This is a genomic window from Stenotrophomonas maltophilia, assembly GCF_025642255.1.
GTDB lineage: Bacteria > Pseudomonadota > Gammaproteobacteria > Xanthomonadales > Xanthomonadaceae > Stenotrophomonas > Stenotrophomonas maltophilia_P.
This window is the reverse complement of the sequence record NZ_CP106759.1, coordinates 690,726-714,172: the sequence shown is the minus strand read 5'-3', so window position 1 is coordinate 714,172 and position 23,447 is coordinate 690,726. Positions and strand designations below refer to the sequence as shown.

The following is a 23,447-nucleotide window of genomic DNA, read 5'->3' as shown; positions in this document are numbered from 1 at the left end:
TCCGATTCCCAACATGATGCGCTCCTACGCCGGAAGGCCGGCAATGTCGTCTGCATCGGAAATGGGGGCGTCGGCGGCGTGGCCCAAGTCCAGGCCGGCGACGATGCCTTCAGCCTCGGCCCGCGCGGCGTCGGGGATGCCGACCCTCAATACACCAAACAGCGGCAGTTCGCCCATGCCCCCCAGCAGCTGCTCGCCAAACACGAAGGCAGGAATGCCGGCATCTTCCAGCGCGTGCTTCACCAGGTGGGCGTCGAACAGATTGTCGGCCTTGTACACGATGTGCATGGGGCGGCTCCACGGGAGAGGCCTCCAGCATACGCCCGGGCGCTGAATGCCGCCGCTGCGCTCGCCGGGCATGGCCCGGCGCTACCCCTGGCCCCCCTGCGCCCGGTAGCGCGGGCGCAACCCCGGCAGCCCTTCCCCTTACGCGCTAGACTGTTGGTCTTTCTGCCCTTTTTCGCCCAGCCTCATGTCCGAGCACACCCCCGCCAGCCCCGAGACCCCCGCCGACAGCCACGAAAAGCGCGATTTCATCCGCCAGATCGTGCGCGAGGACCTGGCCAGCGGAAAGCACCAGGCGATCAAGACCCGGTTTCCGCCGGAGCCGAACGGCTACCTGCACATCGGCCATGCCAAGTCGATCTGCCTGAACTTCGGCATTGCCGGCGAGTTCAGCGGCGTATGCAACCTGCGCTTCGACGACACCAATCCGGCCAAGGAAGACCCGGAGTACGTGGCCGCCATCCAGGATGATGTCCGTTGGCTGGGGTTCGAGTGGAACGAGCTGCGCCACGCCTCCGATTACTTCCAGGCCTACTATCTCGCCGCCGAGAAGCTGATCGAGCAGGGCAAGGCCTATGTGTGTGACCTGTCGGCCGAGGAAGTGCGTGCCTACCGTGGCACCCTGACCGAGCCGGGCCGTCCCTCGCCGTGGCGCGACCGCAGTGTCCAGGAGAACCTCGACCTGTTCCGCCGCATGCGTGCCGGTGAATTCCCGGACGGTGCGCGCACCCTGCGCGCGAAGATCGACATGGCCAGCGGCAACATCAACCTGCGCGATCCGGCGCTGTACCGCATCAAGCATGTCGAGCACCAGAACACCGGCAATGCGTGGCCGATCTACCCGATGTACGACTTCGCGCATGCGCTGGGCGATTCGATCGAGGGCATCACCCACTCGCTGTGCACCCTGGAATTCGAGGACCATCGCCCGCTCTACGACTGGTGCGTGGACAACGTCGATTTCGCCCATGACGACGCACTGACCCAGCCGCTGGTCGATGCCGGCCTGCCGCGCGAAGCTGCCAAGCCGCGCCAGATCGAATTCTCGCGCCTGAACATCAACTACACGGTGATGAGCAAGCGCAAGCTGATGGCGCTGGTCACCGAGCAGCTGGTGGACGGCTGGGAGGACCCGCGCATGCCGACCCTGCAGGGACTGCGTCGCCGCGGCTACACCCCGGCGGCAATGCGCCTGTTCGCCGAACGCGTGGGCATCAGCAAGCAGAACTCGCTGATCGACTTCAGCGTGCTGGAAGGCGCGCTGCGCGAAGACCTCGATGGCGCCGCACCGCGCCGCATGGCCGTGGTCGACCCGCTCAAGCTGGTACTGACCAACCTGCCCGAAGGCCATGAAGAACAGCTCACCTTCAGCAACCATCCGAAGGACGAGAGCTTCGGCAGCCGTCAGGTGCCGTTCGCGCGCGAGGTCTGGATCGACCGCGAGGACTTCGCCGAAGTACCGCCGAAGGGCTGGAAGCGCCTGGTCCCGGGCGGCGAAGTGCGCCTGCGTGGTGCCGGCATCATCCGCTGCGATGAGGTGATCAAGGATGCCGACGGCACCATCACCGAGCTGCGCGGCTGGCTGGATCCGGAGTCGCGCCCCGGCATGGAAGGGGCCAACCGCAAGGTCAAGGGCACCATTCACTGGGTCAGCGCCGTGCACGGCGTTCCGGCCGAGATCCGCCTGTACGACCGGCTGTTCTCGGTGCCGAACCCGGACGACGAGTCGGAAGGCAGGACCTACCGCGACTACCTCAATCCGGAATCGCGCCGCACCGTCACCGGCTATGTCGAGCCGGCCGCGGCCAGCGCCGCGCCGGAGCAGTCGTTCCAGTTCGAGCGCACCGGCTACTTCGTTGCCGACCGCCGCGACCACACCGAAGCCAAGCCGGTGTTCAACCGCAGCGTGACGCTGCGCGATACCTGGTCGGCCTGAGCCGACCGCGCGGGCGCCGATACGGCGTCCGCGCGCCCCCAACGATGATCACCGCCCTTCCCCCCTGCTCTGGTTTCTGACGCAGCACCCGCTGCTGAAGTTCATTTCGGCGATGGAGTTGGCCGGGCTGGTCTCGTAGGCTAAGCCATCATGGTCTTCCCGCTGGCGATGCTCGACGTCTTCCCCGGCCACTTCCTCAGCGCTGCCTTCCTCAACGAGGCGGGCGAGGACAGTGTGAAGTTTGGTTGATAGGAATCACTCATGAAGATGGATCGGGATTTCATGATCTTCTGCGCGGCGTTCTCCGGGATCGCTGAACGGGAAAAGAGCGTCGGCATACAAGGGAGAGAGTCCGAGCCCTTCATGCTGAAGGTCTATGGCGAGTATCTCTCGACGCCTCATCCAAGGCCGGACATAAAGTGGATCGACTCCGTCCCCGCGCCGACCCGGGAGTGGATGATCGAAACAATCGCCACCCATTTTCTCTCGATGGACGAAGCTCCTCGATGGCTGCAAGGACCCAGTTGGCGCTTCATCGATGATGTCCCCATGGTCTTTGTCAGCCAGATCTATCTGGAAGACAACGCGATAATGAGGAAATACGCTTCGGCAGGCGAAGTTCTTTATCTGTTCAGCGGCAGGAGGGAGTGCGTTGAAGGCTGGGAGCTGAAGGTGAAGCTCGTCAAACAGGACAAAGCGACTCCCGGAACAAGCTACCTTGACTAGTTCGGGCCAGACCGGCGCTTTGCGTGTTTCTGAACACCAAGCGCACCATGATGCTGGAGCCGTTGGCGCACAAACGCGCTGCGGGTGGATGCATCCATCCGCAGCGATGACGACGACAGCTCGTGCCCGTGCTGCCTGTTCACCCGAAGCATCGAAGCCTTCGACGACCTGCTGAAGGCGCGCTCATTCCTGGCCATTCGCCTGTTTGCGCTACGCAATGCCGATCGCCCGTGCGAGCCGATTGCAGGGTCAACGGCCACGCTTTCGCCCCCATCCTGCACCCGCTGCGCGCCTGTGCGGCGAGCTGGCCACAGGCCGGGCTGACCCTCGCCCACACCCGATACAGGCAGGGGCGGGCTACACTGCGCGCCGTCCTTTCCTGATTCCCCACACGAGGCACCCCCGCGATGCTGTATGCGCAAGTCCACCTGACCCTTCCCGCCTGGATCCACGACCAGATCGACCTGGATCGTCGATATCCCGGCGATGAGGCCAAGGTCGCGCTGGCCATCGAGCTGTCGCGCCAGAACGTCGCGCACGCCAGCGGCGGCCCGTTCGGCGCCGTGGTGTTCGGTCCGGACGACAAGGTGATCGCCGCCGGCGTGAACCGGGTGATGCCGCATGCCACCTCGTTGGCACATGCCGAGAACATGGCCTACATGCTGGCCCAGCAGCGCCTGCAGACGCCGCGCCTGAATGCCGTGCTGTCGCCGGTCACCCTGGCCACCAGCTCGCAGCCGTGCTGCCAGTGTTACGGCGCTACGGTGTGGGCCGGCATCGACCGCCTGCTGATCGGCGCCAGTGCCGCCGATGTAGAGGAACTGACCCCGTTCGACGAAGGCCCGCTGCCAGCCGACTGGGTGGGCGAGCTCAACAAGCGCGGCATCGAGGTGGTGCAGGGCCTGAACCGCGACGCTGCGCGCAGTGTGCTGCGCTCCTATGGGGAAGGCGATGGCGCCCGTTACTGAGGCCGGCATCGGCCTGCTGTGCCTGTGCCGCCAGGGCTTCGAGCCGGAGCTGGCCGGCGAACTGCAGTTCCGCGCCGGTGAGGCAGGCTTCGCCGGCTACGCACGTACCCAGCGCAATGACGGCTATGTGTTGTTCATGTGCGACGAAGCGGCCGCGCTGGCACCGCGGTTGCCGTGGCGCGGCCTGATCTTCGCGCGGCAGAAGCTGGTGGTGCTGGCTGAACTGCCGCAGCTGGATCCGGCCGATCGCATCACGCCGATGCTGGAGGTGCTGGCCGATGCGCCACGCTTTGGTGATCTGTGGGTCGAACATCCGGATTCGGATGCCGGCAAGCCGCTGTCCGGGCTCGCCCGTGCTTTCGGCAACGCATTGCGCCCGGCGCTGCGCAAGGCCGGCAAGCTCAGCGACAAGCCCAATGCACGGCTGCCACGCCTGCACGTGGTGTTCGTCGACGGCACCCACGCCTTCATCTGCGTGGCCGCCCCCGCCGACAGCGCACCGTGGGCACTGGGCATTCCGCGCCTGAAACTGCTGCCGGAGGCCCCCTCGCGTTCGGCGCTGAAGCTGGACGAAGCCCTGCTGACGCTGCTGGCGCCGGAAGAACGCGAGGCACTGGTGAAACCCGGCATGCGCGCGGCCGACCTGGGGGCGGCACCGGGCGGCTGGACCTGGGTGTTGACCCGCCAGCACATGCAGGTGCTGAGCATCGACAACGGCCCCCTGCGCCAGCACGTACTGGATACCGGCCTGGTCGAGCACCTGCGCGCGGATGGCTTCCATTGGCACCCGGAGCAGCCGCTGGACTGGATGGTGTGCGACATGGTCGAGCAACCGCGTCGCGTTGCCGAACGCATGGCCACCTGGTTCCGCGAAGGCTGGTGCAGGCATGCCATCTTCAATCTGAAACTGCCGATGAAGAAGCGCTGGGACGAGACCCGGCTGTGCCTGGACCTGTTCCAGGAGCAGGCTGGCACGTCGCTGGAAGTGCGTGCCAAGCAGCTCTATCACGACCGCGAAGAGATCACCGTGCTGGCGTCGCCGATGCGGTGATGCGCGGCAGGGTCATCGCCCGCACAGGATGCCGCGGGTACGCTTCCGTCAACGCCTGCCAGGAGTCCGTCATGTACCGTCCGCGTTTGCCCGTGCTGCTGGCTGTCCTGCTGGCCACGTCACCCGTGCTGGCGCAGCAGCTGCCGCCCACACCCGCGCAGAGCCAACCGCTGGGTCCGACCGGCGGAGCCATCCGCCAGCAGCCTTTGAATGCCGGACGGGTCACCGGCAGCGTCGATATCCCGATGCCCGCAGGGGAGGCCCAGGTCACGGTGCGCTCGGTTGAACCCAGCAGCGTGACCGGCCAGTACCGCATCCACTTTGCCGCGCTGGATACCGACGGTGATGGCTTCATCAGCCGTGCGGAGGCCCAGGCCAATCCTGCACTGGCCGATGAGTTCACCGCGCTGGACAGCAAGCGCCGCGGCAAGCTGGATCGTGCCGACCTGGCCGGCTGGCTGATTGATTGATCCGGTTCACGGATCCCGCCGGGCATGGCCCGGCGCTACCGGCCTGATGATCCGCCGAACGGCGTCCCGTTGCCGCGCTGGATAGCGCCGATCTGGCCGGCGCACTGATTGATTGATCCGCTGCTGGTAACGACGGGCCATGCCCGGCGGGACCGGTGAACCGCGCTGCGCGCTCGCCGGGCATGGCCCGGCGCTACCGGCGGATCAACCGCCAAACGGGGTCGTCACACGCCGGCGGCGCGCTTCCAGAACGCCTGAACCAGTGGCGGCCACTTGCCGACGCAGCCCAGCGCGCGGCCACGGGCCAGGGTCAGGTGCATCTCGTCGTTGGAGAAGAGGCGGTTGATCGCATCGAAACTGTAGGCGGCCACCTGGTTGTCGCTACGCCGCTCGCGGGCCCAGCGCTGCAGGCGCTGCGGCGACAGGCGCGGCTGGCCACGGCGCTCGGCTGAAGGCGCCAGCCATTGCCGCAGGGCAGCGACATCCCGCAGCCCCAGGTTCACGCCCTGCCCGGCCAGGGGATGCACCACATGCGCGGCGTCGCCGAGTGCGAGCACGCGGCCGGCCACATAGTGGCGGGCCAGCTGGCGGCGCAGCGGGAACGCGGCGCGCGGCGACACCAGGCGCAGTTCGCCCAGCCGTGCGGCGAAGGCGCGGGTCAGTTCGCGATTGAATGCCTCCTCCTCCAGCGCCAGCACGCGCACCGCCTCTTCGTCAGGCAAGGTCCACACGATCGAGCTGCGGCGCTCGGCCACCGGCAGCAGCGCCAGCGGACCGGTCGGCAGGAAACGCTGCCAGGCCGTAGCCTGGTTGGGCAGCTCGCTGTCGACGTAGGCCACCACGCCACGCTGGTGATAGTCGTGGCGCACCACGTCGATGCCCGCCAGCTCGCGCAGCGTCGACTCGGCACCATCGGCGGCCACGGCGAGGGCCGCTTCCAGCCTGCGTCCGTCATCCAGGCGCAGTCGCACCCCCTCCTCGTCCTGCTCCAGCGCCTCCACCCGTGCCGGGCAATGCAGCTGCACCCCGGCCGCCGGCAGTGCCGCCCACAGGCGATCCTGCAACAGCCCGTTCTCGACGATGAAGCCCAGCTCGCGACGCCCCAGGCGGTCGGCGTCGAACAGCAGGTCCTCGCCTCCCGCGGCATCCCATACCTGCATTCGGCGATACGGCCAGGCCCGCGCCTGTACGATCGCAGGCCACACGCCGAGACGGTCCAGCAGCTGCACGTTGTCAGCCGCGAAGGCGAACACGCGCAGGTCCGGCTGCGATGCCTGCCAGGGCGCGGGCTCACGGCCCTCCACCAGGGCGACGGCCAGCCCCGCATCGGCCAGCGCCAGTGCACACGCGGCACCGACCACGCCGCCTCCCACGATGACCACGTCCAGGCGCGCGCGGCGGTTCATGCGGCTTCTCCGCGGCACAGTCGCGGCACGACGCCACGGAAACCCATCGCCCCGCCGACCAGCATCGACTGCACCGAACCGCGCTGCGCGGCCACCAGGCCGAGACTGCGCAACGGGCGCATCAACGGCGCAGGATTGCTGGTCAGGCGCGCCAGTCCTCCGGAGAACGCCACCGTCTGCTGGCGATCCTCTTCCCGACGGGCCACATACGCACGCAGCAGCGCATCACTGCCGGCATCGCCTGCATCGTCTTCCAGCAGTTCGGCCAGGGTCAGCGCATCGCGCAGGCCCAGGTTGAAGCCTTGCGCGCCCAACGGATGGATGGTCTGTGCGGCATTGCCGAGCAGCACCGCGCGCTCGCCTGCCAGGGCGCGCGCCAGCACCTGGATCAGCGGGTAGGCACTGCGCGGACCCGACTCCAGCAGACGCCCGGCACGCCAGCCGATGGCATGCTGCAGGCGCTGCAGCCACGCTGCGTCGTCCAGCGCCATCACCGCGTCGGCGTCTTCGCGCGCCACCCCATGCACCGTGCCGAAATGGCGGTCGCCACGCGGCAGCAGGGCCGTCGGGCCGGTATCGGTGAAGCGCTCCCAGGCCGTGCCGTCGGGCGCGCGCTGGCTGCGCACGCGGGCCACGAACAGGGTCTGCTGGAAATCGTGGCGGTCGACCTCGATGGCCAGCGCCTCCCGCACCGCACTGGCCGTGCCATCGGCACCGACCACCAGCCGTGCCAGCAGCGTGCGCTCGCCGGCGTCGTCGGCCACATGCACCTGGCGACAGCCCTCCACCACCCCGCCCAGGCCGAGGAAACGCATCGGCCGGTAACGCCGCAGCCGCGGCAGTTCCTGCAGGCGTGCCTCAAGCGCATGACCGAAGTCACGTGCGACCACCACCTGGCCGAACCACGGCCGGTTGTAATCGGCCGCATCGAGCTGCACCCGGCCAAAGTCGCCGGCGCGGCTGACATGGATGCGACGGATCGGTCCCGGCGCCATCGCCAGCTTCCGCATTACCCCCAGCGCGGTCAGCGCGTTGACGGTGGCGGCGGCGAAACTGAGGTTGCGCTGGTCGAACACCGCCGGCAGTCCACCGGCAGGGCTGGCCTCGATCAGGCCCACGTCGCGGCCCAGGCGGTCCAAGGCGATGGCGAGGCTGGCACCCACCAGTCCGCCGCCGACGATCAGCACGTCATGTCGTTCACTCATGGCGTTCATGATACGCGCTCGCCCCGGCTGTACACCGAACGCGACGCTGCCTGCGCCAACCCGCGCGGCGGGCTAGAATGAAAGCTGAATCCGCTCCGGGCCCGCCGCCATGTCCGACACCGCCAATCGCGCCTTCGTCCTGTCCGTGCTCGTGCTTTTGCTGGCGGCGACCCGGGTCAACCACTTCGCGGCGATCCCCGATGCCTCCTGGGCGGTGTTCTTCATCGGCGGTTTCTACCTGGCGCGCTGGACGCGCTGGGCCTTTCCGCTGCTGATGCTGTTCGCGGTGCTGGTCGACTGGATCGTGATCCGCAGCGCGGGGCTGGATTTCTGGCAGCACTACTGCGTGTCGCCCGGCTACTGGCTGCTGCTGCCGGCGTACTTCTCGCTGTGGGCCGGCGGCATGCTGCTGGGCCACAACTACCGCGGCGCGCGCTGGCCGGTGCTGGCCAAGGGTGCGCTCCTGCTGGTGGCCTCGGTGGCGCTGTGCCACCTGCTTGCGCAGGGGGGCTTCTACTGGACCACCCGCAACGTTGCCGAGCCGACGCTGGCGGGCTGGGCGCAGAACTACGCACAGTGGTTCGGCCCCTACCTGCGGACCACGGCGATCTACGTGGCGCTGGCCGCCGCCCTGCAACTGGCCGTGGAGCAGGTGCTCAAGCTCCAGCAGGCCCGTCGCGACATCCGGCACTGAGCTGCGCCATGGGCCATCGCCTCTCGCGCATCTACACCCGCACCGGTGACGACGGCAGCACCGGACTGGGCGATGGCCAGCGCGTAGCCAAGGACGATGCCCGCGTCGCCTCCTACGGCACCGTCGACGAAGCCAACGCGGCGCTGGGCCTGCTGCTGGCCGCACCGCTTCCGGACGACGTGCGCGCGCTGGTGGTCCATCTGCAGCACCAGCTGTTCGACCTGGGCGCCGAGCTGTGCATCCCCGGCCATGCCGCGATCCATGCCGCCGATGTCTCGGCACTGGAACAGCAGCTGGACCACTACAACGCCACGCTGCCGATGCTGAAGGAGTTCATCCTGCCCGCCGGTGGCGAAGCCGCCGCACGCTGCCACCTGGCACGGACCATCGTCCGCCGCGCCGAGCGCGAGACGGTGATGCTGTCCCGCCATGAGAACGTGCGCAGCGAAGCGCTGCAGTATCTCAACCGGCTGTCGGACCTGCTGTTCGTGCTGGCCCGGGTGCTGGCCCGCGCCGATGGGCAGGGCGAGGCGCTCTGGCAGCCCCAGCACCGGCAGGGCTGAGTCCGTACGATGCTGGTCTTCACCCATCCGTCCTGCCTGCTGCACGATCCCGGTCCGGGCCATCCCGAATGCCCGCAACGGCTGCAGGGCGTGCTCGACGCCCTGCGCGGCGCATTCCCCGGCCAGCTGGACTGGCGCGAGGCCCCACCCGCCAAGTTCGGCGAGTTGAGCCGGGTCCACGACAGCGCCCTGCTCGACTTCGTGCTGCAACCGCAGACCGTGCCCCTGCGCCAGCTGGACATGGACACCTGGACCTCGCCCGGCTCGGCCAGCGCGGCGGTGCATGCTGCCGGTGCCGGTGTGGCCGCGGTGGATGCGGTGATGCTGGGCGCGGACCCGCTGGCGTTCTGCGCGGTGCGCCCGCCGGGTCACCATGCCACCAGCAGCACGGCCATGGGCTTCTGCCTGCTCAACAACATCGCCATCGCCGCAGCCTACGCGCGCGACCGCCACGGGCTGGAGCGGATCGCGGTGGTCGACTTCGACGTCCACCATGGCAACGGCACCCAGGACATCTTCCAGCACGACGCACGGGTGTCGTATTACAGCACCCACCAGGCCGGCCTGTTCCCCAACTCCGGCCTGCGCCGTGACCGTGGCGCGGGCAATCTGATGAACATCCTGCTGCCGCCGGGCAGTGGCGGATTCCGCTTCCGCAATGTCTGGGCCGACGAGATGCTGCCGGCCATCGACGACTTCCGCCCGCAGCTGATGCTGATCTCGGCAGGCTTCGACGCCCATCTGCGCGACCCGCAGGCGGATCTGATGCTGGAGACCGAGGATTTCGCCTGGATCACCCGCGAACTGCATGCGCTGGCGCGTCGCCATGCGGCCGGCCGGGTGGTGTCGATGCTGGAGGGCGGCTACGACCTGCAGGCCCTGGCCGAATGCAGCGTGGCCCACGTGCAGGCCCTGATGTCGCCGGCGGCGTCCCCCCCGGCTGGATGAACCCGAACCGGTGCGACCGGGCCGCCTTCATTGCCCCTATGCAAGGGATGGGGCAAGCTACCGTCCGTTTTCGCCCGAATCCGAACCGCGTGCGCCGAGCCCTCCGCCTGCTTCCCCTGCCTCTGAGCATCGCCGTCTGCCTGCCGGCGATGGCCGATGATAAGCCGCTCAACTGGGGCCTGTGCCCGGCAACCGACGTCATTCCCGCGTTCACCGACGCCCCGACCCCGGTTCCGGGCCAGGACAAGGCCGCCGCCAGCGCCGCGCGCGAGCAGCAGCCGACCGATATCGAGGGCGATCAGCTGCTGGGTACCACCACGGTGCCGCAGTACGAGGGCAACGTCGCCCTGCGTCGCGGCGACCAGTTCGTCGGCACCGACAAGCTCAGCTTCGACACCGAGTCCGGCAACTACATCGCCGATGGCAATGTCCGCTACCAGGACGCGTCGATCCGCATGGTCGCCAAGCGCGCCGAGGGCAACCAGGAAAGCGACACCCACAAGATCACCGACATCCAGTACCAGCTGGTGTCCCGCCGTGGCAACGGCGACGCCGAATCGGTCGACCTGCAGGGCGCGGTCGGGCAGATGCACCGCTCCACCTACACCACCTGCGACCCGTCGCAGCCGGTGTGGAAGCTGTCGGCGCCGCAGATCGAAGTGGACAACGACGAGGGCTTCGGCACGGCGCGCAATGCCGTGCTGCGCATCGGCAAGGTGCCGGTGCTGTGGGCACCGTACTTCAAGTTCCCGATCGACGACCGGCGCAAGACCGGCCTGCTGTTCCCGCAGCTGGGCATGTCCGGGCGCAACGGGTTCGACTACACCCAGCCGATCTACCTGAACCTGGCACCGAACTACGACGACACGCTGATGCCGCGCTACATGAGCCGGCGCGGCCTGATGCTCGACAACGAGTTCCGCTACCTCTACAACGGCGGCCGCGGCGAACTGCTGACCGCCTACATCCCCAACGACAAGCTGCGCGACCGCGATCGCGGCCGTGTCATGTTCAGCGGCTACCACAACGTGGACAGCCACTGGCAGGCACGTGCCAACTTGGCCTGGGTGAGCGACGAGCGCTACGTCGAGGACTTCGCCAACCGCCTGGTGGGCGTGACCGCCTCGAACCTGCAGAGCACCGTTGGCCTGTACGGCACCGGCCAGAACTGGACGGCCGGAATCATGGCCGACCGCTGGCAGCTGACCGACTACACGCTCAACGAGAGCGCGCTGGCCTACAACCGCCAGCCGCGCCTGTACTTCAACTGGGACAAGCCGGTCCTGTCGTGGCTGGAAACCGGCGTGTACGCCGAAGCCGTGCGCTTCACCCATGAAGACATCAACTTCAAGTACGGCCCCGAGGCCGGACCGGACCTCGAGTACACCCGTACCGGCCAGACCCAGCGGATGTACGGCGGGGCACGCCTGGACCTGAAACCCTATGTGTCGCTGCCGTTCAGCGGTGCGGCCTGGTACGTGACCCCGACCCTGGCCTACCGCTACACCGCCTACGACCTGGACCGGCAGCTGGCCGACAGCATCCGCCGCAACGTGCTGGTTTCGCAGGGCGTTGATCCGGCCACCGCTACCCCCGAGCAGCTGCGCGGCAACACCTCGCCCAGCCGCAGCCTGCCGATCGGCAGCATCGATGCCGGCCTGTTCTTCGACCGCGAGACCACCATCGGCGGCCGCTCGTTCCTGCACACCCTGGAACCGCGCCTGTTCTACCTGCGCACGCCCTACCGCAACCAGGACGAGCTGCCGATCTTCGATACCCGCGACTTCACCTTCAGCTGGGGCCAGCTGTTCCGCGACTCGCGCTATACCGGCGCCGACCGCCAGAACGACGCCAACCAGCTGACCATGGCGCTGGGCACCCGCTTCATCGACCAGACCACCGGCCGCGAGCGGTTCTCGGCGGCCATCGGCCAGATCCAGTACTTCGACGAATCGCGGGTGACCGCCGTGCCGGGTGGCCCGCCGGTGGAAAAGGGCAAGTCGGCCTGGATCGCCGATGCCAACTACATGGTCAACGACCGCTGGACCCTCAGCGCGACCTACCAGTGGGACCCCAAATACAAGCGTGAGGACCTGGCCAGCTTCCGCGCCCGTTACCTGATGCCCAACGATGGCGTGGTCAACCTGACCTACCGCCACCGCATCAACCCGGACGGCACCGACCTGCTGAAGCAGGCCGACCTGTCGTTCCTGTACCCGCTGAACCCCCGCTGGAGCCTGGTCGGCCGCTACTACTACTCGCTGGAAGACAAGAAGCCGCTGGAAATCATCGGTGGCGTCCAGTGGGACAGCTGCTGCCTGGCCGTGCGCGCGGTGGCCCGCCGCTACGTGCGCAACCGCGAGGGCGAGCTGAACAATTCCATCCAGCTGGAGTTCGTGCTGAAGGGCCTCAGCTCCCTGGGCCAGGACACGGACCGCACCCTGCGCCGTGCTATCCTCGGCTACAACCGCGACGACCTCTATCTCGTGCCCCCCAGCAATACCGGGACGACCCGGGACGACTACGATCCGAATCTGATCCCATGACCAAGCGCTTCCCCGTTCTTCTCGCCTCGCTGCTGGCGGTGTCCAGCGTGTCCGCCCCCCTGCAGGTACTTGCCCAGGAGGCGCAGCCGCTGGACCGCATCGCCGCTGTCGTCGATGAGGACGTGATCCTGCAGAGCGAACTCCAGCGCGCCATCGCCAACATCAAGGCGCAGTACGCCGGCCGCGAGGCCCAGCTGCCGCCGGATGACGTACTCAGCCGGCAGGTGCTCGAGCGCCTGGTGCTGGTCAAGCTGCAGGTGGCCCGTGCGCAGGGCAGCGGCATCCGCGTCAGCGACCAGGAGCTGAACCAGGCGATGAATGCCATCGCCCAGCAGAATGGTTCCAATCTGGACGCGCTGCGCCAGCGCCTGGCAAGTGACGGCATCGATTTCAACGACTTCCGCGCCTCGGTGCGTGACGAGATCACCGTGCAGCGCCTGCGCCAGAGCTTCGCGCAGAGCCGCATCAGCGTCAGCGAGGGCGAAGTCGATGCCGCGTTGAAGCAGCAGGCCACCGCCGGCAACCAGTACCACCTGGCGCACATCCTGATCGCCCTGCCCGACGGCGCCAATGCCGAGCAGATCGCCACCGGCCAGAAGAAGGCCGACGGCGTGAAGGCCCTGCTGGACAAGGGTGAGCTGGACTTCAATGCCGCCGCCGTACGTTACTCGGACAGCCCCAATGCACTGGAAGGCGGCGACCTGGGCTGGCGCAGCATGGACGAGATCCCGGCCGCGTTCGCGCAGCTGATGGAAAAGATGAATGCCGGTGACGTGGTTGGCCCGATCCGTGGTCCGAGCGGCTTCCAGCTGCTGAAGCTGGTGGAAGTGCGCGATTCCAGCGCCGCTGCCGGCACCCATACCGTCACCGAGTTCCACGGCCGCCACATCCTGGTGCGCGTGGACGACAACCAGACCGATGCGGCCGCCAAGGCCAAGATCGACACCCTGCGTGCCCGCATTGCCGGCGGCGCCGACTTCCAGACGGTGGCCAGGGAGTCGTCCGAGGACAACAACAGCAAGGGCCAGGGCGGCGATCTGGGCTGGTTCCCGGCCGATGCGTTCGGTCCGGCCTTCGGCCAGCAGGTCCAGAGCGTGCAGGACGGCGGTGTCAGCCAGCCGTTCCGCACCGACGCCGGTTGGCACATCGTGCAGCGCGTGGCGACCCGCCAGACCGACGTGACCAACGACAACCAGCGTGCGCAGGTCCGCGAAACCATCGGCCGCCGCAAGCTGGAAGACGAATACAACCGTTTCCTGCAGGAGCTGCGTGGCGAAGCCTACGTCAGCTTCCGCAGCGGTGACCGCGCGGAAAACACCGCGACGCCGCCGCAGTCCTGACCGATGCGCCCCGAGCTCGCTCTGGTACCGGGCGAGCCCGCCGGGATCGGCCCGGAGCTGTGCATCCGCCTGATCCAGCAGCCGCGCGATGATTGCCGGCTGCTGGCTTTCGCCGACCCGGATACCCTGCGCGCAGCCGCCGCCGCGCTGGACCTGCCCCTGCAACTGCTGCCCGAGGAAGCAGAAGCCCGCTTCCCGGGCGACCTGCGTCTGCGCGTCGTGGCCAATGCCGTCCCGAGCCGCTTCGGCCACGCCGATCCGGCCAATGCCGGCGCGGTCATCGGCGCCCTGCTCGGCGCCGGCCAGGCCTGCCTGTCGGGCGAGCTGCACGGCGTGGTCACCGGCCCGGTGCACAAGGCGGTCATCAATGAGGGCGGCATCGCCTACAGCGGCACCACCGAACTGCTGGCCGACCAGGCCGGGGTGAAGGTGGTGATGATGCTGGCCAATCACATCGTGCGCGTGGCCCTGGCCACCACCCACCTGCCGCTGCGTGAGGTCGCCGATGCGATCACCGCACCCGGCCTGGAGCACACCCTGCGCACCGTGCACGCCGCGCTGCGCCGCGAGTTCGGGCTGGCATCGCCGCGCATCGCCGTGCTCGGCCTGAACCCGCACGCCGGTGAAGACGGTCACCTCGGCCGCGAGGAACTGGATCTGGTCATCCCGCTGCTGCAGCGCCTGCGCGCTGAAGGCATGGATCTGGTCGGGCCGCTGCCGGCCGACACCGCGTTCCTGCCAGGCAAGCTGGCAGGTTTCGATACGGTCCTGGCCATGTACCACGACCAGGGCCTGCCGGTGCTGAAGTACTCCGGCTTCGAGCAGGCCGTGAACCTGACCCTGGGCCTGCCCTACCCGCGCGTCGCTGTCGATCACGGTACCGCGCTGGACCTGGCCGGCCGCGGCATTGCCGATCCATCCAGCCTGCAGGCGGCAACGACGCTGTGTGCGCAGCTTGCGCGGCAACGTACACTGAGCGCATGAATTCCCCGCATTCCCCCTCCGGCCCGGTGTTCACCGCCCCGGCCAAGAAGCAGCTTGGCCAGCATTTCCTGGCCGATCGCCACTACATCGACAAGATCGTGATGGCGGTCAATCCCAAGGACGGTGACCGCCTGGTCGAGATCGGCCCCGGCCAGGGAGCGATCACGCTGCCGCTGCTGCGCGTGCATCCGTCACTGACGGTGATCGAGTTCGACCGCGACCTGATCGCGCCGCTGACCGCTGCCGCCGAGCCGCTGGGCGAGCTGACCATCGTCCACCGCGACGTGCTGCGCGTGGACTTCACCGAACTGGCGGCCGGACAGCCGATCCGTCTGGTCGGCAACCTGCCGTACAACATCTCCTCGCCTATCCTGTTCCATGCGCTCGAGCATGCCGCCGTGGTCCGGGACATGCACTTCATGCTGCAGAAGGAAGTGGTCGACCGCATGGCAGCCGGCCCCGGCAGCAAGGTCTACGGCCGCCTCAGCGTGATGCTGCAGGCCTACTGCACAGTCACCTCGCTGTTCGTGGTGCCGCCGGGTGCGTTCCGGCCACCGCCGAAGGTCGATTCGGCCGTGGTGCGGCTGGTGCCGCATGATCCGGCCACGGTCGGCATCCGTGACCATGCCCGCTTCGCCGAAGTGGTCAAGGCCGCCTTCGGCCAGCGCCGCAAGACCCTGCGCAACGCACTGAACAACGTGGTGTCGGCCGACCAGTTCGCCGCTGCCGGCGTGCGCCCCGATGCCCGTGCCGAACAGCTGGACGTGGCCGAATTCATCGCCTTGGCCAATGCCTCCTGATTACACTGCCGGTATGGAAGACGCTGACGTTTACGCCATTTCCGTCGAGGTCGCACCGCGATTCCTCGATGACCAGTCCGTGCCGGAGGACGGCCGCTATGCGTTCGCCTATACGATCCGCATCCACAACCAGGGCCGGGTGGCCGCGCGGCTGGTCGCGCGCCACTGGCGCATCACCGATGCCAACGGCCGCGTCGAGCACGTCGATGGCGAAGGTGTGATCGGTGAGCAGCCGCGGCTGCGTCCCGGTGAAGACTTCCACTACACGTCCGGTGTCATGCTGGCGACCGATCACGGGACCATGCAGGGCCACTACGACATGGTCGCCGATGACGGCACCGAATTCGCCGCGCCGGTCGCACCGTTCGTGCTGGCCATCCCACGTACCCTGCACTGACACGGAGGCCGGACGATGAGTGTGTGGGCGATCGGCGACCTGCAGGGCTGCTATGACGTGACCCAGCGACTGCTGGAGAAGCTCCGCTTCGACCCCGCGCAGGACACCCTGTGGTTCTGCGGCGACCTGGTCAACCGCGGTGGTCAATCCCTGGAAACGCTGCGGCTGGTGCATTCGCTGCGCGAGCACAGCGTGGTCGTACTGGGCAATCACGATCTTTCGCTGCTGGCGGTCGGTGCACGCACCGAGGAAGAGCAGCGCAAGGTCAATCCGGACCTGCTGCGCATCGTGCAGGCCGAGGACCGCGACGAACTTCTGGACTGGTTGCGCCTGCAGAAGCTGGTGCATGTGGACCGCGAGATGGGCTGGATGATGGTGCACGCCGGCCTTGCGCCGAAATGGACCACGCAGATGGCCGAAAAGCATGCGGCCGAAGTCGAAGTGCAACTGCACGGCGCGGGCTACCGCAAGCTGTTCCGCAACATGTATGGCGACAAGCCAAGCTGGGCACCGAACCTGTCCGGCTACGACCGTTCGCGGGCGATCATCAACGTGCTCACCCGCATGCGCTACTGCACTCCGCGCGGACGCATCGGCATCGAGGACAAGGGCACGCCGGGCACGCAGGAACAGGGACTGTATCCGTGGTTTGAAGTGCCCGGCCGGGTCGAGCGCGACCTGAAGGTCGTATGTGGCCATTGGTCGGCGCTGGGCCTGACCATCACCCAGGGCGTGCACGCCATCGACACCGGCGCGGTGTGGGGCGGCAAGCTGACCGCGATCCAGCTCGATACCGATGAGCTGCGCGTGGTGCAGGTGCCCGGCCGCGATGTACCTGCTCCGGTTCCGAATGCCCGGCCGCCGGCGCGACCGGCCCACGAGCGGTCTACCGCTGCGGCACAGGGCAAGGAACAGGGCGGCGGAAACACCGCTGCCAACCCGGGCAACCGCGGCCCACGTCGCCGCCGTCGGCGCGGTGGTGGTGGTGGTGGCGGTACGGGTGGCGGCAGCAGCACCAGCACACCGCCGCAGGGCTGAGCCCTCAGGGAGCCGAGCATGGCTCGGCTCTACAGGTGCGGCGATCAGCGGCGCACGTAATGCACGAAGCGGAACGCGTAGACGTGACGTTCGTCGGCCGGATGCGGCTCACTGCTTGTTTCCTGCCACAGCCGCGGGTCCACCTGCGGGAAATGGGTGTCGGCCGGCACTTCGGCATCGACCCAGGTCAGGTACAGGTCACTGGCCTGGTCCAGCAGCTGGCGGAAGATCTCGCCGCCTCCGATGACACACAGCTCACTGGCCCCTTCGCCTTCAGCGATCGCCTTCGCTTCGTCCAGCGAGGCCACCGCGCGCATGCCCTCGAACGGTACCTGACCGCTGCGGGTCAGCACCAGGTTGGTCCGCCCCGGCAGCACGCGGCCGATCGACTCGGCCGTCCTGCGCCCCATCAGGATCGGCTTGCCCAGGGTGAGCGCCTTGAAGTGCTTGAAGTCATCCGGCAGGTGCCAGGGCATGGCATTGCCCTGGCCGATGCCACGGTTGCGATCCAGCGCCACGATCATCGAAAGCTTCATCGCGCTCACACCGCCACCGGCGCCTTGATCGCCGGATGTGGATCGTATCCGTCGATGCGGATGTCGTCGAACTGGAAGCCGAACAGATCGGTCACCTCCGGGTTCAACCACAGCTTCGGCAGCGCTCGCGGCGAGCGCGAGAGCTGCTCGCGGGCCTGCTCGAAATGGTTCGAATACAGGTGCGCGTCGCCCAGCGTGTGCACGAAATCGCCGACGCCCAGGCCGGTCGCCTGCGCAACCATATGGGTCAGCAGCGCATAGCTGGCGATGTTGAACGGCACGCCGAGGAAGATGTCGCCGCTGCGCTGGTACAACTGGCAACTGAGCCTGCCATCGGCCACGTAGAACTGGAACAGGTTGTGGCAGGGCATCAGCGCCATCTGCGAGAGCTCGCCCACGTTCCAGGCGCTGACCACCAGCCGCCGCGAATCGGGGTTGCGCCTGATCTCGTCCACCAGCCACTGCATCTGGTCGATCTCGCGACCATCGGCGGTGGCCCAGCTGCGCCACTGCTTGCCGTACACCGGGCCAAGATCACCGTTGCCGTCGGCCCATTCGTCCCAGATCCTTACCTGGTTGTCCTTCAGGTAGCCGATGTTGGTATCGCCTTTCAGGAACCACAGCAGCTCGTGGATGATCGAGCGCAGGTGCAGTTTCTTGGTGGTGACCAGCGGGAAACCTTCGTTGAGGTCGAAGCGCATCTGCCAGCCGAACACGCTGCGGGTGCCGGTACCGGTGCGGTCGCTCTTCTCCGTCCCGTGCTCCAGCACGTGCGAGAGCAGGTCCAGGTAGGCCTTCATGCCTTGCCCTCCACCGCCAGCGGCTGCGGCTGCGGCTGCAGTACCGGTGCGCGGCGCGACATCGCCAGCAGCACCAGGCCCAGCGCGATCAGCGGCAGGCTGAGGATCTGGCCGCGGGTGAGCCAGTCGAACGCTACGTAGATGCCGTTGTCGGGCATGCGCACGAATTCCACCGCGAAGCGGAAGACACCGTACATCAGCGCGAACAGCCCCCCCACCAGATAGCGATGGCGTGGCTTCGCCGACACCGCCCACAGCACCACGAACATCACCAGCCCTTCGAGGAAGGCTTCATACAGCTGCGAGGGGTGGCGTGCGTACTGGTTCAGCGCGCCGGTCGCGAACTGCGCCTGCAGGGTCGCGTGGTCAAGCTGGTTCAGCGGAGCCGGCAGGCCGGACGGAAACACCACGCCCCAGCTGCCGTCGGTGTACTTGCCCCACAGCTCTGCGCCGATGAAGTTGCCGATGCGGCCAAAACCCAGGCCCAGTGGCACCAGCGGCGCCATGAAGTCCATGGTGTCGAAGAAGTGCAGCCTGTGCTTGCGCGACCACCACCAGCAGGCGCCGAGCACGCCCAGCAGGCCACCGTGGAAGCTCATGCCGCCGTCCCATACCTTGAACAGCAGCAGCGGGTTGTGCAGGAAATCGCCCAGCGCGTAGAACAGCATGTAACCGATGCGCCCGCCCAGCACGACGCCCAGCATGGCGTAGAACAACAGGTCGGAGAATCCGTTGGCATCGACGCCGGGCAGGCGCCCGGCGGCGATCCGGCGACGACCGAGCAGCCAGGCGGCGGTGAAACCCAGCAGGTACATGATGCCGTACCAATGCACCTTGATCGGCCCCAGCGAGAGGGCGATGGGGTCGATGTCGTGGAAATAGATCATGGAAGACGCCTGGCAGGAGTACGGGTATTTTAGCGCCCCGACCCGGCCCGGGACCGGGGCTCAGCCCAGGATCTGCGGCGCATTCGGGAGCGCGTCATCCTCCGACCGCGTCGAGGCCGGAAAGTGCCCTTCCACCAGGCTGGAGACTTCGTCGATCGCATCGCGCAGCGCATCCACCGGACTGGCGCCGCGCAGGCCTTCGCGCAGGTGGGTGCACACCCGCTGCCACTGCGCCGCGCTGACCCGGTCGCTCAGGCCCCGGTCGGCGACGATCTCGATGGCGTGGTCGGCCAGCAGCAGGTAGATCAGTACGCCGTTGTTGTGCCGGGTATCCCAGGTGCGCAGGTGGGCGAATGCCTGCTCCGCCGCCTGGCGCGGCGTGATTCCGCGCCAGACCGCGTGCAGCGGCAGGTCGGCTTCGACAGCGAACATCACCTGGCCGCCGTGGCGCTGCTCACCGGCAGCGATGGCCGCGGTGATCGCCTGCAGCGTCGCGGGGGGAAACGCCCGTCGTACCGAGGGCGAGAACAGATGACGGCAAAGACGACGGATCATCACCAACCTCCCGAAGCACCACCGCCGCCGGAACGGCCACCGCCGCCACCCCAGCCGCCACCGCCGCCGAAACCACCGCCGCCCCCGAACCCGCCCCCACCGCCCCAGCTGCCGCCGCCCCAGCCACTGCCGCCGCGGCAAAGCGGCCGGGATGACCGGACAGCATCGCCACCACCAGCCCGACAACGCCGGCCAGGCCACTGGCCAGCAGGGTGGAGGTGAACAGGAAGGCAGCAACCGCCGCACCCGCACCTCCGAGCAGCCCGCGCACCGGCCGCGGCACCCGCGAGAACACGCCCCGCAGCACCGTGCCTGCGAACACGCCGATGAACAACGCCAGGATCCAGGTATCGCCACCGCCGTCGGCCTCCCGCCCGCGCTGGCCACTGACCGGCGCCGGCAGCGACTCGCCGTCGATCAGCCCGACCAGTACGGCGGTGGCATCGGTGATGCCGCCGGCGTAGTCGCCACTGCGGAAGCGTGGCACCAGATATTCCTGGATGACGCGGTTGGCGATGGCATCGGGGATGGCGCCTTCAAGACCATAGCCCGGCTCGATGCGCACACGCCGGTCATCCTTGGCCACCACCAGCAGCACGCCGTCATCCACACCCTTGCGGCCGATCTGCCACTGGTCGAAGACCCGCGTCGTGTACTGCGCGATGTCCTCCGGCTGCGTCGTGGGCACCACCAGCACCTGCAGCTGGCTGCCCTTGCGCTGTTGCAGGTCCAGCGCCTGCTGCACCAGCGCCTGCTTCTGCGCGGCATCCAGCGTGCCGGTGGTGTCGACCACCGGCGAATCCAGCGCCGGAATCGGCGCCAGCTGCTGGGCCTGCGCCGCCAGCGGCAGCCACAGCAGCAGGGCCAACAGCGCATTGGCCAGGCGCATCGGTCAGTGGCCCGGCTGCGGCGCCGGCTGCTGCTGCGGCGCGTTGCCGAAATCGACGGCCGGTGCGTTGGAGATCTGCGCTTCGTTGTCCACGGTGAAGTTCGGCTTGGTCTTGTAGCCGAACAGCTTTGCGGTGATCACCTGCGGGAACGAGCGGATGTAGGTGTTGTAGTCCTGCACCTGCTGGATGTAACGACCACGCGCAACCGTGATCCGGTTTTCGGTGCCTTCCAGCTGGGCCTGCAGGTCGCGGAAGTTCTGGTCGGACTTCAGTACCGGATAGTTCTCGGTCACCACCAGCAGCCGCGACAGCGCGCTGCCCAGTTCGCCCTGGGCCTGCTGGAACTGCTTGAGCGAGGCTTCGTCATCGGCGTTGACGTTGATCTGGCCGACACGCGAGCGGGCGTTGGTGACTTCGGTCAGCACGCGCTCTTCCTGGCTGGCGAAGCCCTTCACGGTCTGTACCAGGTTGGGCACGAGGTCGGCACGGCGCTTGTACTGGTTGAGCACTTCGGACCAGCTGGCCTTGACCGCTTCATCCTTCTGCTGGATCGCGTTGTAGCCGCAGCCGGACAGCAGGGAGGCCAGCAGCATCAGGGGCAGGACACGGGTGAACAGGCGCATGGCGGAGGTTCCGGGTGGGCTTGGCGCCGAGCATGCCATGGTTCGGGTGAAAGACCGGCCATCGGGCGCCGCCCCCTCCGCGGTGGCCATGCTCAGGGATCGCCTGAGTAGTCCGGGCGGGTGGGCATGGCGGGGGACGCCGTGAATCCGTCCCGGGAGGCTTAGCCGCGCCATCCATGGCGCGGATACCCCCGCCACGCCCACCCGCCCGGCCTCATACGGTTTCCTGCGCACCGCGGGAAGATCAAAAGAAAAAAATCAAAAGCAAAAGCCGGTTCTTCAGGCATTCGTGTCGACCAAGGTCGACACCTACCAGAGAGGAACGCCGTTGCGACAGATCGCGGGAATGGGCCGGGCCCCGCAGGGGTACTTACAGCGTCCCCCTCAACCGGACCCACCCCGCCAACCCACGGAATGCAGGCTTTTGCCGTTGACGTTGACGTTGATCCGGCGGGTGCAGGGCTGCAAGCCCTGCCGGAATCCAACACCCCTCAGCAGGCTTCGGCCACCGCAGTGCGGGGACGCCCCAGCCACGCCAGCAGCAGGCCCGATGCCGCCAGCAGGCCGCCGGCCACCGGAATGGCCGCGTAGCCCAGGCCCGAGCTGATCACCGCACCGCCGAGCGCCGCACCCACGGCATTGCCGAGGTTGAACGCGCCCACGTTGATCGACGACGCCAGGCCCGGCGCCTCGGTGGCCGCTTCCATCACCCGGATCTGCAGCGGCGGCACGATGGCGAAAGTCGCCGCGCCGAACAGCAGTACACCCAGCGCTGCGGTCACGGGATTCATGAAGGCCAGCGGCAGCACGAACATCAACACCGCCAGCGCCGCCAGCAGGATCCGCGTAGCGCCATCCAGCGACCAGTCGGCCATGCGCCCGCCGATGCCATTGCCGATGGTGAAACCGATACCGATCAGCGCCAGTGACATCGCGATGAAGGCATTGGAGGCACCGGTCAGCTCGGTCAGCACCGGCGCCACGTAGGTGTACAAGGTGAACATGGCACCGGCGCCCAGCACCGTGGTGGCCATGGCCAGCAGCACCTGCGGCTGCAGGATCGCCTTCAGTTCACGGCGCACGTCCGGGCGCGGACCCGGTGCCGAGGCCGGCAGGGCCAGGCCGAGCGCGATGATCGCCACCACGCCCAGCACTGCGGTGCCGGCGAAGGACAGGCGCCAGCCCAGCTGCTGGCCGACCCAGGTTGCCAGCGGCACGCCGCCGATGTTGGCGATGGTCAGGCCCATGAACATCGTGGCCACCGCCGCCGCCTGCTTGTCCTTCGGTACCAGGCTGGCGGCGACCACCGCACCGATACCGAAGAAGGCACCGTGGTTGAGGCTGGTGACCAGCCGCGACAACAGCAGCAGGCCATAGTTCGGCGCCAGCGCCGACAGCAGGTTGCCGACCACGAAGATCGACATCAGCAGCATCAGCGCGGTGCGCTTGCCGAAGCGTCCCATCAGCAGCGTCATCACCGGCGCGCCCAGCATCACGCCCATGGCGTAGGCCGTGATCAGCATGCCGGCGGTGGGAATGCCAACCCCTACGCCGTCGGCGATGACCGGCAGCAGGCCCATCGGGGCGAACTCGGTGGTGCCGATGGCGAAGGCGCCGACGGCAAGCGCCAGCAATGCGGCTCTGGACTTCATGGGGGACTTCCTGGGGGCGGGAATCGGGAGCGCGTAGCCTGCGCGCTTTGCCGCACCGGATTAAGCCTTGTCCGGGGAAAACACTGTTGATGCGGGTTCACAAGTGAAGGTGTACGCCGGCATTGCAGGCAAAAGCCCCCGCCGGGC

The 23,447-nt window shown here is 67.9% G+C and carries 23 protein-coding genes and 1 pseudogene; 14 read left to right on the top strand and 10 right to left on the bottom strand.

Translation table 11 applies throughout. From position 1 onward, the window contains the following. Nucleotides 1-24: 24 nt before the first annotated feature. The gene (locus tag N8888_RS03190; RefSeq protein WP_053519109.1) at nucleotides 25-288 is read right to left on the bottom strand and encodes a putative signal transducing protein; all 264 of its coding nucleotides are present in this window, start codon (nucleotides 286-288) and stop codon (nucleotides 25-27) included. Between the two features lie 184 nt (nucleotides 289-472). Here N8888_RS03190 and N8888_RS03185 point away from each other — a divergent pair, with 184 nt between their 5' ends. The 5 genes from N8888_RS03185 (at nucleotide 473) to N8888_RS03165 (ending at nucleotide 5,436) form a co-directional block, all read left to right on the top strand. Continuing rightward, complete coding sequence (locus N8888_RS03185) at nucleotides 473-2,221, top strand: glutamine--tRNA ligase/YqeY domain fusion protein (protein ID WP_263177510.1); 1,749 nt, start codon at nucleotides 473-475, stop codon at nucleotides 2,219-2,221. 261 nt (nucleotides 2,222-2,482) lie between these two features. Beyond that, the gene (locus N8888_RS03180; RefSeq protein WP_263177509.1) at nucleotides 2,483-2,947 is read left to right on the top strand and encodes a hypothetical protein; all 465 of its coding nucleotides are present in this window, start codon (nucleotides 2,483-2,485) and stop codon (nucleotides 2,945-2,947) included. A 407-nt stretch (nucleotides 2,948-3,354) separates the two neighbouring features. After that, nucleotides 3,355-3,915, top strand: coding sequence for a nucleoside deaminase (locus N8888_RS03175; protein WP_263177507.1), 561 nt, complete (start codon nucleotides 3,355-3,357; stop codon nucleotides 3,913-3,915). Next, nucleotides 3,899-4,966: a 23S rRNA (cytidine(2498)-2'-O)-methyltransferase RlmM gene (gene rlmM / locus N8888_RS03170; protein WP_263177506.1), complete on the top strand. Its 1,068-nt coding sequence runs from the start codon at nucleotides 3,899-3,901 to the stop codon at nucleotides 4,964-4,966. The genes N8888_RS03175 and rlmM overlap by 17 nt, the downstream gene beginning before the upstream one ends. A 71-nt stretch (nucleotides 4,967-5,037) precedes the next feature. Further along, complete coding sequence (locus tag N8888_RS03165) at nucleotides 5,038-5,436, top strand: EF-hand domain-containing protein (protein ID WP_053519666.1); 399 nt, start codon at nucleotides 5,038-5,040, stop codon at nucleotides 5,434-5,436. Nucleotides 5,437-5,660: 224 nt separating this feature from the next. On the opposite strand, the gene N8888_RS03160 is transcribed toward N8888_RS03165, so the two are convergent. Further along, nucleotides 5,661-6,842, bottom strand: coding sequence for a UbiH/UbiF family hydroxylase (locus tag N8888_RS03160; RefSeq protein WP_065176233.1), 1,182 nt, complete (start codon nucleotides 6,840-6,842; stop codon nucleotides 5,661-5,663). Continuing rightward, nucleotides 6,839-8,047: a 2-octaprenyl-6-methoxyphenyl hydroxylase gene (ubiH, locus tag N8888_RS03155; RefSeq protein ID WP_263177503.1), complete on the bottom strand. Its 1,209-nt coding sequence runs from the start codon at nucleotides 8,045-8,047 to the stop codon at nucleotides 6,839-6,841. Before ubiH ends, N8888_RS03160 begins: the two co-directional genes overlap by 4 nt. A 109-nt stretch (nucleotides 8,048-8,156) precedes the next feature. On the opposite strand from ubiH, the gene N8888_RS03150 reads away from it, so the two are divergent. The 9 genes from N8888_RS03150 (at nucleotide 8,157) to N8888_RS03110 (ending at nucleotide 17,357) form a co-directional block, all read left to right on the top strand. Next, entirely contained in the window at nucleotides 8,157-8,741 is a 585-nt protein-coding gene (locus N8888_RS03150; protein ID WP_053519669.1) for a hypothetical protein, read from the top strand. Between the two features lie 8 nt (nucleotides 8,742-8,749). Further along, on the top strand, nucleotides 8,750-9,304 hold the full coding sequence (locus tag N8888_RS03145) for a cob(I)yrinic acid a,c-diamide adenosyltransferase (RefSeq protein WP_263177502.1): 555 nt from the start codon (nucleotides 8,750-8,752) through the stop codon (nucleotides 9,302-9,304). A 9-nt stretch (nucleotides 9,305-9,313) separates the two neighbouring features. Then, complete coding sequence (locus N8888_RS03140; protein ID WP_065176230.1) at nucleotides 9,314-10,252, top strand: histone deacetylase family protein; 939 nt, start codon at nucleotides 9,314-9,316, stop codon at nucleotides 10,250-10,252. 89 nt (nucleotides 10,253-10,341) lie between these two features. Continuing rightward, a complete protein-coding gene (gene lptD, locus N8888_RS03135) occupies nucleotides 10,342-12,798 on the top strand; it encodes an LPS-assembly protein LptD (protein ID WP_080375337.1) in 2,457 nt (818 codons plus the stop codon). Next, nucleotides 12,795-14,138, top strand: a complete 1,344-nt coding sequence (locus N8888_RS03130) for a peptidylprolyl isomerase (protein WP_053519673.1) — start codon at nucleotides 12,795-12,797, stop codon at nucleotides 14,136-14,138. The genes lptD and N8888_RS03130 overlap by 4 nt, the downstream gene beginning before the upstream one ends. Before the next feature lie 3 nt (nucleotides 14,139-14,141). Next, a complete protein-coding gene (gene pdxA, locus N8888_RS03125) occupies nucleotides 14,142-15,122 on the top strand; it encodes a 4-hydroxythreonine-4-phosphate dehydrogenase PdxA (RefSeq protein ID WP_253119352.1) in 981 nt (326 codons plus the stop codon). Then, nucleotides 15,119-15,922, top strand: a complete 804-nt coding sequence (gene rsmA / locus N8888_RS03120) for a 16S rRNA (adenine(1518)-N(6)/adenine(1519)-N(6))-dimethyltransferase RsmA (protein WP_164153073.1) — start codon at nucleotides 15,119-15,121, stop codon at nucleotides 15,920-15,922. Before pdxA ends, rsmA begins: the two co-directional genes overlap by 4 nt. Before the next feature lie 13 nt (nucleotides 15,923-15,935). Next, entirely contained in the window at nucleotides 15,936-16,319 is a 384-nt protein-coding gene (gene apaG / locus N8888_RS03115) for a Co2+/Mg2+ efflux facilitator ApaG/CorD (protein ID WP_053519676.1), read from the top strand. Nucleotides 16,320-16,334: 15 nt separating this feature from the next. Further along, a complete protein-coding gene (locus tag N8888_RS03110) occupies nucleotides 16,335-17,357 on the top strand; it encodes a symmetrical bis(5'-nucleosyl)-tetraphosphatase (RefSeq protein WP_263177496.1) in 1,023 nt (340 codons plus the stop codon). A gap of 44 nt (nucleotides 17,358-17,401) precedes the next feature. Here N8888_RS03110 and N8888_RS03105 read toward each other — a convergent pair whose 3' ends face one another. From N8888_RS03105 to N8888_RS03075, 7 genes and pseudogenes are all read right to left on the bottom strand, one after another. Further along, nucleotides 17,402-17,893, bottom strand: coding sequence for a dihydrofolate reductase (locus tag N8888_RS03105; RefSeq protein WP_263177494.1), 492 nt, complete (start codon nucleotides 17,891-17,893; stop codon nucleotides 17,402-17,404). A gap of 5 nt (nucleotides 17,894-17,898) precedes the next feature. Beyond that, entirely contained in the window at nucleotides 17,899-18,693 is a 795-nt protein-coding gene (locus tag N8888_RS03100) for a thymidylate synthase (protein ID WP_253119360.1), read from the bottom strand. Next, a complete protein-coding gene (gene lgt, locus N8888_RS03095; protein ID WP_263177491.1) occupies nucleotides 18,690-19,580 on the bottom strand; it encodes a prolipoprotein diacylglyceryl transferase in 891 nt (296 codons plus the stop codon). The genes N8888_RS03100 and lgt overlap by 4 nt, the downstream gene beginning before the upstream one ends. A gap of 60 nt (nucleotides 19,581-19,640) precedes the next feature. Further along, nucleotides 19,641-20,135 carry a TPM domain-containing protein gene (locus N8888_RS03090; RefSeq protein WP_065182836.1) on the bottom strand — a complete coding sequence of 165 codons (495 nt, stop codon included), beginning with the start codon at nucleotides 20,133-20,135 and terminating at the stop codon, nucleotides 19,641-19,643. After that, a pseudogene (locus N8888_RS03085) lies at nucleotides 20,135-21,024 on the bottom strand (TPM domain-containing protein). The gene N8888_RS03090 and the pseudogene N8888_RS03085 overlap by 1 nt, the downstream one beginning before the upstream one ends. 3 nt (nucleotides 21,025-21,027) lie before the next feature. Further along, entirely contained in the window at nucleotides 21,028-21,648 is a 621-nt protein-coding gene (locus N8888_RS03080; RefSeq protein ID WP_100471327.1) for a LemA family protein, read from the bottom strand. Between the two features lie 491 nt (nucleotides 21,649-22,139). Next, complete coding sequence (locus N8888_RS03075) at nucleotides 22,140-23,300, bottom strand: MFS transporter (protein ID WP_053516410.1); 1,161 nt, start codon at nucleotides 23,298-23,300, stop codon at nucleotides 22,140-22,142. Between the last annotated feature and the right edge of the window lie 147 nt (nucleotides 23,301-23,447).

Coding starts and splice junctions, on each gene's coding strand:
- N8888_RS03190 (WP_053519109.1), bottom strand. CDS start 288: ATGCACATCGTGTACAAGGCCGACAATCTGTTCGACGCCCACCTGGTG.
- N8888_RS03185 (WP_263177510.1), top strand. CDS start 473: ATGTCCGAGCACACCCCCGCCAGCCCCGAGACCCCCGCCGACAGCCAC.
- N8888_RS03180 (WP_263177509.1), top strand. CDS start 2,483: ATGAAGATGGATCGGGATTTCATGATCTTCTGCGCGGCGTTCTCCGGG.
- N8888_RS03175 (WP_263177507.1), top strand. CDS start 3,355: ATGCTGTATGCGCAAGTCCACCTGACCCTTCCCGCCTGGATCCACGAC.
- rlmM (WP_263177506.1), top strand. CDS start 3,899: ATGGCGCCCGTTACTGAGGCCGGCATCGGCCTGCTGTGCCTGTGCCGC.
- N8888_RS03165 (WP_053519666.1), top strand. CDS start 5,038: ATGTACCGTCCGCGTTTGCCCGTGCTGCTGGCTGTCCTGCTGGCCACG.
- N8888_RS03160 (WP_065176233.1), bottom strand. CDS start 6,842: ATGAACCGCCGCGCGCGCCTGGACGTGGTCATCGTGGGAGGCGGCGTG.
- ubiH (WP_263177503.1), bottom strand. CDS start 8,047: ATGAGTGAACGACATGACGTGCTGATCGTCGGCGGCGGACTGGTGGGT.
- N8888_RS03150 (WP_053519669.1), top strand. CDS start 8,157: ATGTCCGACACCGCCAATCGCGCCTTCGTCCTGTCCGTGCTCGTGCTT.
- N8888_RS03145 (WP_263177502.1), top strand. CDS start 8,750: ATGGGCCATCGCCTCTCGCGCATCTACACCCGCACCGGTGACGACGGC.
- N8888_RS03140 (WP_065176230.1), top strand. CDS start 9,314: ATGCTGGTCTTCACCCATCCGTCCTGCCTGCTGCACGATCCCGGTCCG.
- N8888_RS03130 (WP_053519673.1), top strand. CDS start 12,795: ATGACCAAGCGCTTCCCCGTTCTTCTCGCCTCGCTGCTGGCGGTGTCC.
- pdxA (WP_253119352.1), top strand. CDS start 14,142: ATGCGCCCCGAGCTCGCTCTGGTACCGGGCGAGCCCGCCGGGATCGGC.
- rsmA (WP_164153073.1), top strand. CDS start 15,119: ATGAATTCCCCGCATTCCCCCTCCGGCCCGGTGTTCACCGCCCCGGCC.
- apaG (WP_053519676.1), top strand. CDS start 15,936: ATGGAAGACGCTGACGTTTACGCCATTTCCGTCGAGGTCGCACCGCGA.
- N8888_RS03110 (WP_263177496.1), top strand. CDS start 16,335: ATGAGTGTGTGGGCGATCGGCGACCTGCAGGGCTGCTATGACGTGACC.
- N8888_RS03105 (WP_263177494.1), bottom strand. CDS start 17,893: ATGAAGCTTTCGATGATCGTGGCGCTGGATCGCAACCGTGGCATCGGC.
- N8888_RS03100 (WP_253119360.1), bottom strand. CDS start 18,693: ATGAAGGCCTACCTGGACCTGCTCTCGCACGTGCTGGAGCACGGGACG.
- lgt (WP_263177491.1), bottom strand. CDS start 19,580: ATGATCTATTTCCACGACATCGACCCCATCGCCCTCTCGCTGGGGCCG.
- N8888_RS03090 (WP_065182836.1), bottom strand. CDS start 20,135: ATGATCCGTCGTCTTTGCCGTCATCTGTTCTCGCCCTCGGTACGACGG.
- N8888_RS03080 (WP_100471327.1), bottom strand. CDS start 21,648: ATGCGCCTGTTCACCCGTGTCCTGCCCCTGATGCTGCTGGCCTCCCTG.
- N8888_RS03075 (WP_053516410.1), bottom strand. CDS start 23,300: ATGAAGTCCAGAGCCGCATTGCTGGCGCTTGCCGTCGGCGCCTTCGCC.